The sequence below is a fragment of the Mycobacterium sp. IDUB_39 genome, assembly GCF_055419205.1.
In genome coordinates this window covers 663,701-675,511 of sequence record NZ_JBVAXF010000002.1, presented here as the reverse complement: position 1 = coordinate 675,511, position 11,811 = coordinate 663,701, and the positions used below count along the sequence as shown (strand labels likewise).

Below are 11,811 nucleotides of genomic sequence, written 5' to 3'. Positions count from 1 at the left end.
GCTACACCCTCTGCATGTACTTGCGGGTCTCCCAGTCCGTCACCACGGACCCGTACTCGTGACATTCGCGCGTCATGTAGTCGACATAGGTTCGGTGGAACTCCTTGCCGAGGCAGCTTTGGGCGAGGCCGTCGGTTTCGAACGCGGTGAGTGCCTGCTCGAAGGTGTTCGGCAGTGCCAAGTCCCGCAGATCGGCCGCGTCCATCTGATAGGTGTCGGCGTTGATGGGCTCGCCCGGATCGATCTTGCCTTCGATACCGTCAAGACCGGCGGCGAGCACCATGGCGATACCCAGGTAGTAGTTCACCGCCGCGTCCGCGGTGCGCACCTCCAGGCAGTGCCTGTTGACCGGCATCCGACACATCAGCGTTCGGTTGTTCTCGCCCCAGGCCCGGTAGATGGGCGCCCAGGATATCTCATCCATGTAGCCCTTGCTGGTGAATCGCTTGTAGGAGTTGATAGTTGGGCACGTCACCGCGGTGATAGCATCACCGTGCGCCAGAACGCCTCCGGTGAACAACCGGGACAGCTCGCTGTAGCCGCCGTCCGCGGCGGTGAATGCGTTCTTGCCGGTCGATCCGTCAGCAAGACTGATGTTGATGTGGGCGGCTGAGCCGAAGTCGTCCTGGAACGGCTTGGGCATGAAGGTAGCAATGCAGCCCTGTTCGCGGGCGACATGCTTGGCCATCAGCCGGAAGGTGACCATCCGGTCGGCCATGGTCAGCGCATCGGCATAGTCGAAGTTGAACTCGTACTGTCCATCACCACCTTCGTGATCGAAGGAGTAGAGGCCCCAACCGAGTTCGTTCATGTACTGCGCCATGGGATCGAGGAACGGCTGCGCGAGAATAGTCGCCTCGACATCGTAGCCACGGGTGGGCTCGTTCAGCCGGTCACTGGGAACCAGAGGCTCCCAGCCGGATTCGGTCTCGCGGACCACGTAGAACTCAGGTTCGATACCCACGTTGGCGACGAAGCCCATTTCGGCTGCGCGCTCGACCTGTCGAAGAAGAAGATTCCGCGAATCCTGTTCGTAGCGATCTCCGTTGAGCTTCAAGGTGGTTGGCGCGAGCGCGATCTCCCGGTTCCACGGCAGGACCACGAGTCGGTCGAGATCTGGGATGCCCTGACACTCGTCCTCGTGCGGGCCCAAGTCGCCCATCCCCTCCAGAGCGCCGACGGTGTAGAGCTCGGAACCCTTTGCCATCGACGGCAGCGAGCTGATGGGCACACACTTGCTCTTGGGAACGCCGTGGATGTCGACATAGAAGCCGAAAACGTACTTCACTCCCTGGTCGGAAAGCGTCTTGGTCAGTTCCTCGACTGAGGTCATTGCACTCCTTAGTGTTCGATTTCCAGCAGTCAATCACTGGAATTGTTCGAAAGCAAGCATTGTGTCGAGCACAGAAGTCGAATATCGTCGGTCGATCTCGCCGTCAGCGGCGATGTAGATCGGACGAGGAGTCCAGGCCATATGACGAACACACCCCTCATCGCGCTGACCTTCGATGCCGACGAACTGGACAAGTATGTGCTGTGGCCATACGCATTTCAGGGCATCACAGCTGCGGGGGCAACGCCGATCGCCGTGCAGACAAACCGGTTGCACCCACGATTGACGTCGATCATCGATTGGGTGGATGGCCTGGTGATAGGCGGCGGGGTCGACGTCTCCCCCGCCCGCTATGGCGGCGATACCTCCGACCCACTGATCGGCGCCCCAAACCCGCAGCGAGACGACCTGGAGATCCAGCTAATCTCCGCGGCCCAGAAGGCCAGCAAGCCCGTGCTCGCCATCTGCCGAGGAGCACAGCTGCTCAACGTCGCCCACGGCGGCACACTCATCGGCGATCTGCGTCGGGACCGGCCGACGGGGGTCGTGCATCGGCACACGGAAGAGGGACTGGCGCGGCCCCTGCACACGGTCTCGGTCGATGACAACTCACTACTAAGCACCTGGATTGGCAGTGCCGGCGATATCGCTGTGAACAGCCAGCACCATCAGGGCATCGACCGTGTCGGTGACGGACTCCGCGTCACCGCGCGGGCTGATGACGGCCTCGTGGAAGGAATCGAGGTTCCCGATGAAGCGACTGTCGGCGTGCAGTGGCATCCCGAGTTGCTTTGGCGCACAGATGATCATGCGATGAATCTGCTCCGCGGGTTTGTCGATCAATGCCGCAGCCGCGCAACGGCCCTCAGCGCAATCTCCGCACGCTAGCCGTCAATCTTTCCCCTTGTTTAGCTGGTCACCATCGTTCTACTTTCTCTGTACTACAAGGTTGTTCAGCAATACGGTCCTGCACCGCTCTTGCCGCTCCCGATAGTCTTCGAGGCACCTCTGGGGGTCAAGCCAGCTTCAGCACCGCCGTCGGCGCAGATCACATGCACTTTCGTGTTAGGTCAAGTCTTGACCTGATTTCGCGCACCCCTGAACTGCGCAAACGGGTTGGCTAAGTGCGCATTCTCCTAGTTGACTCAAGCGGTCGGTCGGGCCCTTGCGTGCTGCTCACAGCAGCCGGGGCCGACGTGGTCCACGTCGATTCCCCCGACCTGGTTGCCGATTTTCGAGCAGTGATCGGCGACGCGCGAGTGGCGCTGGCAGTGGAAGCCGTCGGTGGCCGGGGGTGGCACGGCTGCTTGAATTGCTTTCCGACGGTGGATGGTTGGTCAGCTGGTGGGCGCCGCTGGTGGCCGAAAGGCCGACCACCCACGCAAAACGCTCGGCTGGGCTAGCCCAGCCGAGCGCCTGCGTGATCACCTACTGACCCATCAGCCAGTCGTGCTGCGAAACTCTACGGCGATCAATCCGAGCCGTTGTCGCTGTTGGAGCTGTTGGAGCTGTTGGAGCCGCCCTTCGCGGCACTTCCTGCGTTGCCGGCCTTTCCGGCGGTGCCTGTCCCACCCGACGCGCCCGCCGAGTCAGAGTTGCCGGCCTTTCCGGCGGTGCCTGTCCCACCCGACGCGCCCGCCGAGCCGGGGTTGCCCGCCGAGCCATTGGACCCGGCCGTGCCGTTCGACCCGGAGCTGCCCTGCGAGCCGGACCCGCCCGAGCTGCCCGGCTTGGGCTTCACACCGAACAGGCCTCCGCTACCCCCGGTGCCTCCCGCACCGCCCGCACCACCAAGGCCACCGGCGCCACCAAAGCCGCCAGCACCTGCCGTACCCGAAGCACCGCCTGCGCCACCGGAGCCGCCGGCTTCACCAGCAGCACCGGTGCCGCCGTTGCCGCCGTTGCCGCCATTGCCGGCCGCGCCGCCGTTGCCGCCGTTGGTACCCATGCCGCCGGTGCCACCGGTGCCGCCGTTGCCGCCATTGCCGCCGGATCCGTAGAGCCCGAACAGCCCGGCGCTGCCGCCGTTGCCGCCCTTGCCGCCACCGCCGCCATTGCCGCCGCCACTGCCATTGCCGCCGTTGGTGCCGTTGGTACCCGCTCCACCGTTCTGGCCGTTGGCACCGGTGCCGTTCTCGCCGTCCGCGCCGGTTTCACCGTCCGTACCGTTGGTGCCGTCCGAGCCGCTACTCCCGGGGGTATATCCCGTGCCGCCCTGGGCGCCATTGCCACCGGCTCCGCCGTTGCCCGTCAACGAGAACAGCCCGGCGTCGCCGCCGCTGCCACCGTGGCCGCCACTGCTACTGGCGTTACCACCCTTGCCGCCGTTGCCGGCGAACAGTCCGGCGAGGCCACCCTTGCCGCCGTCGGCACCGTGGATACTGGGGTCACCAGCGTCGCCGCCGTTACCGCCGTTGCCCCAGAGCAGACCAGCGCTGCCACCTGCACCACCGTTGGCGCCGTGGCCGCCGTTGCCCCCGAGCAGTCCGCCGTTGCCGCCATTGCACGCAGTACCCGTGCAGTCGGCCGCGGCGTTGAGGCCGTTGCCGATCAGCCAGCCACCGTTGCCGACGATGGGCGGAGCCTTGGCCACCGCGAAGGACGTCGCCGACGCGGCCGTTCGCCCAACCCCGCTTCCGCCATTACTCAGCCACCACGCGGCGTCCGTCTGCTGCACATCCAAACGGGGCGCCGCGGGAAGCTCAGCCAAAGTCGATTCGAAGTTGACGAGCTGAACTTCCGGGGATGCCGTGCCCGCTGCGGGCATGTCCGGAGTGGCGAACAACAGGATGCCCGCCCCCGCCATCGCGACGCCGGCCATACCGGTCGTGACGAGCGGACGCGCGGCGCTGCGCGATGTGGACTTTCGGTGCTTCGACATATGGCTAAGCCACTCCTGATCAGTAGACGTGTGGATTGATTTCCCAGCTGCGCCGACACACAGCCGGCGTCCAGGCAACCTACAGCTAGGGAAGTGAAACATGTTTCAATTCGAGAAAACTAGCCGAGCTATTTTTTGATTCGACAACTGATAGATGTACTAGTTACATAGCTGGAGCAGGTATTTTGTTGCCTACCATAAATTGTCATATGACGTCAATTTGACGTGGTCGACACAACGAAGAGTCATCGCCTGCGTCGTCAATCTCACGACGGTCTACCGATCTGGCGAAATGATGACCTTGCTGGACCGCTTGCGACTGAGACGACGACGGGGTTGAGCGACCGGCGATGGCGAGCCGCAGATGTGAGCAAGGAGGCTGAAAACCCAGGCGTTGCTACCAACGCTTTCTCGGTAGGCGGACGGTGCGGGAGCCTGAGCGCCAAGGCATCAGTTACACGGAGATGGAGCACGACTTCGCTGGTACTCGCGAGAGAAGGGCGACAGGCACATAGCGTTTCTGCGAGCAGTAAGGCGTGACCCTGCGGTAACTGAACCTAGTTAGCCTGCCGCCCAAACAAACTGACGACGTCGCTCGACAGGTCCGCTACCTTCGTCGGGGCTGGCGGTTCGGGAGGGCGTTGACCGCGCCGCCGTCCTATTCGGGGATGTCGTCGCCGTAGACGTCGAGAGTCAACGTGAAAGTGCTGTGCACCAGCCACTTCGACACCCTGCACGAAGTGGACGTCCGCCGACAGCTGGAGGACGGCAAAGGTGTGCCTCAGGTCGCAACAGCGCGATCATTGCAACCGGCGAGGGGTACAAGTCGAAAGCCAACGCTCTCCAGGGAGTTGAGTCGGTGAAGAAGAAGAACGCGCCGGACGCCAAAGTCGAGGACACACGCCCAAATCGCCGATCCCGCTTGGCTTCGGCAGTGGCCAGGCTTGAGTCTCGTCCGTTAGAACCCAAGGTGCTCGGGGCAGTAGGCCACCGCGGCAGCGGATGAGATCGAGTTCGCCACGTCGAATGAGTACGGCCCCTCGGCTTGAAGCATGTGAATAGCGTCGAGGCCGTAAATCCCCGCGCTTCGCCTCTGGCACGTAATCAAACCCTGGGTTCGCACCAATGGATAGTTCGTAATCGCGAGCCCAGGAGTGTCGTCAGTTCCGCCTGTCAGCAGGCGGAAGAACGTCTCATCCTGGGACGAGAATGCGCCAGGTTCGGCCTTAGCAATCGGGACTGCGGCCAGGGCCGCGCACGCTATGAGCGATGCGGCCCCGCCGAACAGTCGCGAGGTTACGACTCGCAACCGACGCCGTCCTGGTCCTTGTCCAACCACGGGCCGTAGTAGGGCGAGTCAGACGTGATGTTCGTATCGCCGTTGGCACGCGCCTCGGTGCAGTTCTTGTACGGCGCAGCGGACGCGCCCGGGGCAACCCCGATAGCAACTGCGGAAATCGCGGCAGCAGCGATGAACATACGAACGAGCATGTGGTCCCCCTGTGAAGGATGTTGCGTGAGTTCCCCGAACCCTCGCGGAATGCTAGGGCCAGCGAAGCCAAGCGCGCAGGCGAATCAGCAAAAACTGTCGCATGCGTCAAAGGCGCTCCCGTCGGGGCATACGCGGCCGAACCGCACCTATTCGTCGCGGCAACTCCTCGGTTGAGCTAATAGCGCAGCCGCGACGCCAAGTGGAACGAGCAAGAGGAACGTGCACCAGAAGAATGACCATGGTCGGTCGCCCGGTGCCACTGCTGCCGCGAGGAGCGCGACTAAGAGCCAGATGGTGTACGCCGAATCGTCCGCAAGCCGCTGCAGTCACGGGCGACGTTCGATGGGTTAACTAGCGGATTCGATGCCCCGCCCCGCGCCGGTAAAGCGCCGGTAAAGCGACCGATTCGAGACCGCCCGCCTTCGCGCCAACGCATCTAACAGGCGTTTCCCGGTGCCCCCAGTCGGACTCGAACCGACACTTGGCGGATTTTAAGTCCGCTGCCTCTGCCAATTGGGCTATGGGGGCGACGCCGCCTCGCGACGGCATTTGACGCTACCCAACGGGCGGGGCGTCACGTTGCGTGACGCCCCGCCCGTTGCGGAGGCAAAGTTGACCCTCGATCGCGGCGCGTCAACAAATGATGACGGCCCGTAAAAGTTACTCGCCTGAGTCCGAGGCCGACTTCTTGTCGGACCCCGCGTCCTTCTTCGCCCGGGCGGTCAGCTTGTTGACGGCGTCCTTGACGGCATCCTTCTTGGCGGTCACCTTCTTGGCGACAGGATCCTTCTTGACGACGTCCTCGGCCTTCGGGGCCTCCTTGACCTGGTCAGCAGCCTCAGTCTCATCGTCCGAGATGTCGCTCACCGGTGTCGTTTCGGGCTTCGTCTCGTCCACCGGCTCCGTCACGACGCCGGTGTCGACCACGTCGGTCTCCGTCGTCTCGTCCACCGGTGCAACGACGACGGGGTCAGCCGCGGGCTCGAGGTCCTTGACCACCGTGAGGTCCGCGGTGTCCGTCACCGGTTGCTCGAGCGTGGCGACGTCCTGCTTGCCGGTCAGGCTGACGGTGCTGTCGACGGCCAGCGTGCGCAGCCCCGCCACGTCCGACACCCGGTAGTTGAAGTCGGGCGGCGGCGGAGGCGGCGTCGCCAGCGCGGCGCTGATCCCCCGCTGCGCGGCCTCGATACCGGCGATGATCGAGCCCGCACCGTCACCGAGAGCGACGAGGAAGTTCTTCGTCCCCTCGAGGGTGGCGTCGATGATGTTGCCGAGGTTGAACGTGAGGACGGCGGCGACGAAGTCCTGCGTGCCCTGGATCAGCGAGGTCGTGACGACGTTGCCGGCCGCCAGGAACCCGTTGGCCAGGTCAATCCACGCCCGCGGCACAGCGGACTCGAGTGCGGCCTGCACCACCAGGTACTTCTGGTTGCGCCAGATCACCGAGTCCAGCAGCGGCTGGCCGATGGCGACGACCGAGTCGCGCACCGCGGTCGCGAAGGTGTCAAAGGCACCGACGAGGTTGAGGGCGAAGATCTCCTGGATGATCTCCACCGTCACGCCGGGGATCGCCAGCAGCGAATCCACCACTCCGACACCGGCCTTGCCAAGTCCGGCCAGGTAGACCGCCCAGTTCGCACCCCAGTTGAGGATCTGCTGCCGCACGATCGGCAGGCTGAGGACGTAGGGCCACTCCACTGCGGTGAGATCGAACTGCGAGGAGATCGCCGCGGTCGCCGCTCGCACCTCACTGGCCGGCGACGCCGTCGGGATCGGACTGATAGGCGTCATCGCTATCGCGCCAGCGCCGACGAGCGCGACTCCCGTGGTGAACCACGGTCGGATCGAAGCCTCCATGTACAACTCCCACCTCGAGGGATCCGCTGACGCGGCCAATGAGCCATGACAGTAATTGACTCGGGGGCAAACTTCGATTCAACCTCGCCTTTCGTCGGAGATTCGCGAATACCGGCGACAAAGGCGAGGTTCGGCGCGTAGGGCCCGTGACGCCGCACACGTCACCGCAAAGGACCCGTCAAGACGCAGCTCAGGTGCGTCAAGAAAACGTTAGGGCCCGCAAAACGCCAGGTCAGCGCGCCTAGGTTCGGCGACATGGCTGTTGTCGCATTTGTCCTGCTGACCATCGCGGTCTTCGCGCTGTTCGGTGTCATCCAGAAGGCCCTCGAGTCATGAGCCTCGCCAACACGGTCGGCCTGATCCTGGCCGTCCTCATCGCGGTGTTCATGTTCGCTGCCCTCCTGTTCCCAGAGAGGTTCTAAGTGTCGTCCACCACCGCGGGGATTGTGTTCCTCGCGTCGCTCGCCCTGGCTCTCGCCGCGGTGCACGTCCCCCTCGGCGACTACATGTACCGGGTCTTCAACTCCGAGAAGCACTCCCGCGTCGAACGTGTCATCTACCGCCTGATCGGCGCCAACCCCAGCGCACAGCAGGGCTGGGGCGCCTACGCGCGCAGCGTGCTGGCCTTCTCCGCGGTCAGCCTCCTCTTCCTGTTCACCCTCCAGCTGGTGCAGGGCAAGCTGCCGCTGCACCTCAACGACCCCGCCACCGAGATGACCCCGGCGCTGGCCTGGAACACCGCCGTCAGCTTCGTCGCCAACACCAACTGGCAGGCCTACTCCGGTGAGACCACCCAGGGCCACCTCGTGCAGATGGCCGGCCTGACGGTGCAGAACTTCGTCTCGGCCGCCGTCGGCATCGCCGTCGCAGTGGCCCTGGTCCGCGGATTCGCGCGCGTGCGCACCTCGGAACTCGGCAACTTCTGGGTCGACCTGGTGCGCGGCACCATTCGCATCCTGCTGCCGATCGCAGCCATCGGGGCCCTGGCCCTGATCACCGGCGGCGTCATCCAGAACTTCGCCCTGCACTCACAGGTGGTCGACACCATCGCCGGCGCGCAGCAGACCATCCCAGGCGGGCCCGTCGCCAGCCAGGAAGTCATCAAGTTGCTCGGCACCAACGGCGGCGGCTTCTTCAACGCCAACTCCGCGCACCCGTTCGAGAACCCCACGGCGTGGACCAACTGGATCGAGATCTTCCTGATCCTGGTGATCGCGTTCACGCTGCCGCGCACGTTCGGCCGCATGGTCGGCAGCCCCAAGCAGGGCTACGCGATCCTCTCCGTGATGGGCATCATCGCCATCCTCAGCGTCTCGCTGATGATGTTCTTCCAGACCCAGGCGCACGGCACGGTTCCCACCGCCGTCGGCTCGGCGATGGAGGGTGTCGAGCAGCGCCTCGGTGTCGCGAACTCCGCAGTGTTCGCCAGTGCCACGACGCTGACGTCCACCGGCGCGGTCGACTCGTTCCACGACTCCTACACCAGCCTCGGCGGTATGATGACGATGTTCAACATGCAGCTCGGCGAAATCGCCCCGGGCGGTGTGGGTTCCGGCCTGACTGGGATGCTGATCCTCGCCATCATCACGGTGTTCGTCGCCGGCCTGATGGTGGGCCGCACACCGGAATACTTGGGCAAGAAGATCACTCCCCGCGAGATCAAGCTGGCCGCGAGCTACTTCCTCGTCACGCCGCTGGTCGTGCTGACCGGCACGGCCATCGCGATGGCGATGCCTGGCCAACGCGCGGGCATGCTCAACACCGGACCGCACGGACTGTCGGAGGTTCTGTACGCCTTCACCTCGGCGGCCAACAACAACGGATCGGCGTTCGCAGGCCTCTCGGTCAACACCGAGTGGTACAACACGGCGCTGGGTCTGGCCATGCTGTTCGGCCGATTCCTGCCGATAATCTTGGCACTCGCCCTGGCCGGATCGCTTGCCGCACAACGCAGCACACCCGCATCCGTCGGGACACTGCCCACCCACCGCCCGCAGTTCATTGGGATGGTGACCGGCGTGACGATCATCCTCGTCGCGCTCACCTTCCTGCCCATGCTGGCACTCGGACCCCTCGCTGAAGGAATCCACTGACGATGACGCTGTCCACCATCGAGGCGCGCACCAACAAGCGCCACGAATCCGAACCGAAAAATCGCGTCCAGGGCGGGCTCCTGGATCCCACGATGCTGTGGCGCTCCCTGCCCGACGCGCTGCGCAAACTGAATCCACGCACCCTGTGGCGCAACCCCGTGATGTTCATCGTCGAGATCGGCGCCCTGTGGAGCACCATCCTGGCGATCCTCGAGCCGTCGTGGTTCAGCTGGTTCGTCGTGTTCTGGCTCTGGCTGACGGTGATCTTCGCCAACCTCGCCGAGGCCGTCGCCGAGGGGCGCGGCAAGGCGCAGGCCGAGTCACTGCGGAAGACCAAGGCCGACACCATGGCCCGCCGACTCATCGGCTGGTCCCCCGGCACGCCCGGCGCTGAGGAGTCAGTCGCCGCGCCCGCACTGAGTCAGGGCGACACGGTCGTCGTCGAGGCCGGCCAGGTTATCCCCGGTGACGGCGACGTGGTGGAGGGCATCGCCTCGGTCGACGAGTCGGCCATCACCGGCGAGTCGGCACCCGTCATCCGCGAGTCCGGCGGCGACCGCTCCGCGGTCACCGGCGGCACCACCGTGCTGTCCGACCGGATCGTCGTCAAGATCACGCAGAAGCCCGGTGAGAGCTTCATCGACCGGATGATCGCCCTGGTCGAGGGCGCCAATCGGCAGAAGACGCCCAACGAGATCGCGCTCAACATCCTGTTGTCAGCGCTGACGCTCATCTTCGTCTTCGCCGTCGCCACGCTGCAGCCACTGGCCATCTACAGCATGGCCAACAACCCCGGCGTCCCCGACAGCCTCGCCCTGACCGGAGACGGCATCTCGGGCATCGTCATGGTGGCGCTGCTGGTCTGCCTGATCCCGACCACCATCGGTGCGCTGCTGAGCGCCATCGGTATCGCAGGCATGGACCGGCTTGTGCAGCGCAATGTGCTCGCCATGTCGGGCCGCGCGGTCGAGGCCGCCGGTGACGTCAACACCCTGCTGCTCGACAAGACCGGCACCATCACGCTGGGCAATCGTCAAGCCTCCGAGTTCATCCCGGTTCCGGGAGTCACCGCCGAACAGCTGGCCGACGCGGCACAGCTGTCCAGCCTGGCCGACGAGACCCCCGAGGGTCGTTCGATCGTGGTGTACGCCAAGGAGGCCCACGGTCTACGCGCCCGCACGCCAGGAGAGCTGACCGAAGCCCGCTGGGTGGAGTTCACCGCGAGCACCCGGATGTCGGGGGTTGACCTCGGTGACGGACAGTCACTGCGCAAGGGCGCGACCAGCGCTGTGGCCGACTGGGTACGCACCTGGGGCGGTACCGTTCCCGACGCGTTTGGCACCATCGTCGACGGTATCTCCGCATCCGGTGGCACACCTCTGGCCGTCGCCCGGGTGGCGCAGGGCAAGGCCGAGATTCTCGGCGTCATCCACCTCAAGGACGTCGTCAAGCACGGTATGCGCGAACGCTTCGACGAGATGCGCCGCATGGGCATCCGCACGGTGATGATCACCGGCGACAACCCGTTGACCGCCAAGGCGATCGCCGACGAGGCCGGTGTCGACGACTTCCTCGCCGAGGCCACCCCCGAGGACAAGCTGGCGCTGATCAAGCGGGAGCAGGAGGGCGGACGGCTCGTCGCGATGACGGGCGACGGCACCAACGACGCTCCCGCCCTCGCGCAGGCCGACGTCGGCGTCGCGATGAACTCCGGAACGTCGGCGGCCAAGGAAGCCGGCAACATGGTCGACCTCGACTCCGACCCGACCAAGCTGATCGAGATCGTCGAGATCGGCAAGCAGCTGCTGATCACCCGGGGTGCGCTGACCACGTTCTCCATCGCCAACGACATCGCCAAGTACTTCGCGATCATCCCGGCGCTGTTCGTGTCACTGTTCCCCGGCCTGGACCTACTGAACGTCATGCGGCTGCACAGTCCGCAGTCGGCGATCCTGTCGGCGGTGATCTTCAACGCCATCGTCATCGTCGCGTTGATCCCGTTGGCACTCAAGGGTGTCCGATACACCCCGAGCAGCGCCTCGAAGCTGTTGAGTCGCAACCTCTACGTGTACGGCCTCGGCGGCATCATCGCGCCGTTCATCGGCATTAAGCTCATCGACCTGGTAATCCAACTCTTCCCCGGGATGTCCTGAAC

8 protein-coding genes, 1 tRNA gene and 1 pseudogene are annotated in these 11,811 nt (G+C 64.8%); 5 read left to right on the top strand and 5 right to left on the bottom strand.

Annotated features, from left to right (window positions below):
* Position 1 precedes the first annotated feature (1 nt).
* Positions 2-1,333 (bottom strand): type III glutamate--ammonia ligase, encoded by a 1,332-nt coding sequence (locus tag ACZY0X_RS09535; protein WP_463769720.1) that lies wholly within the window; start codon positions 1,331-1,333, stop codon positions 2-4.
* A gap of 141 nt (positions 1,334-1,474) precedes the next feature.
* Here ACZY0X_RS09535 and ACZY0X_RS09530 point away from each other — a divergent pair, with 141 nt between their 5' ends.
* Positions 1,475-2,221, top strand: a complete 747-nt coding sequence (locus ACZY0X_RS09530) for a gamma-glutamyl-gamma-aminobutyrate hydrolase family protein (RefSeq protein WP_463769718.1) — start codon at positions 1,475-1,477, stop codon at positions 2,219-2,221.
* A 583-nt stretch (positions 2,222-2,804) separates the two neighbouring features.
* Here ACZY0X_RS09530 and ACZY0X_RS09525 read toward each other — a convergent pair.
* Positions 2,805-4,214 (bottom strand): hypothetical protein, encoded by a 1,410-nt coding sequence (locus tag ACZY0X_RS09525; RefSeq protein ID WP_463769716.1) that lies wholly within the window; start codon positions 4,212-4,214, stop codon positions 2,805-2,807.
* A gap of 709 nt (positions 4,215-4,923) precedes the next feature.
* On the opposite strand from ACZY0X_RS09525, the pseudogene ACZY0X_RS09520 reads away from it, so the two are divergent.
* Positions 4,924-5,061: pseudogene (locus ACZY0X_RS09520) on the top strand (YegP family protein); the annotation flags it as partial.
* Positions 5,062-5,510: 449 nt separating this feature from the next.
* Here the strand turns inward: ACZY0X_RS09520 and ACZY0X_RS09515 are convergent.
* The 3 genes from ACZY0X_RS09515 to ACZY0X_RS09505 form a co-directional block, all read right to left on the bottom strand.
* On the bottom strand, positions 5,511-5,705 hold the full coding sequence (locus tag ACZY0X_RS09515) for an excalibur calcium-binding domain-containing protein (protein ID WP_463769714.1): 195 nt from the start codon (positions 5,703-5,705) through the stop codon (positions 5,511-5,513).
* Between the two features lie 455 nt (positions 5,706-6,160).
* A tRNA-Leu gene (locus ACZY0X_RS09510) sits at positions 6,161-6,234 on the bottom strand.
* 132 nt (positions 6,235-6,366) lie between these two features.
* Entirely contained in the window at positions 6,367-7,563 is a 1,197-nt protein-coding gene (locus ACZY0X_RS09505; protein WP_463769712.1) for a hypothetical protein, read from the bottom strand.
* A gap of 332 nt (positions 7,564-7,895) precedes the next feature.
* Between ACZY0X_RS09505 and ACZY0X_RS09500 the strand changes: the two genes are divergently transcribed.
* From ACZY0X_RS09500 to kdpB, 3 genes are read left to right on the top strand one after another with little or no spacing between them, the layout of a single operon-like run.
* Positions 7,896-7,985, top strand: coding sequence for a potassium-transporting ATPase subunit F (locus tag ACZY0X_RS09500; RefSeq protein ID WP_241403530.1), 90 nt, complete (start codon positions 7,896-7,898; stop codon positions 7,983-7,985).
* Positions 7,986-9,656 carry a potassium-transporting ATPase subunit KdpA gene (gene kdpA / locus ACZY0X_RS09495; protein ID WP_463769710.1) on the top strand — a complete coding sequence of 557 codons (1,671 nt, stop codon included), beginning with the start codon at positions 7,986-7,988 and terminating at the stop codon, positions 9,654-9,656.
* A 2-nt stretch (positions 9,657-9,658) separates the two neighbouring features.
* The gene (kdpB, locus tag ACZY0X_RS09490) at positions 9,659-11,809 is read left to right on the top strand and encodes a potassium-transporting ATPase subunit KdpB (protein WP_463769708.1); all 2,151 of its coding nucleotides are present in this window, start codon (positions 9,659-9,661) and stop codon (positions 11,807-11,809) included.
* The last annotated feature ends 2 nt before the right edge of the window (positions 11,810-11,811 follow it).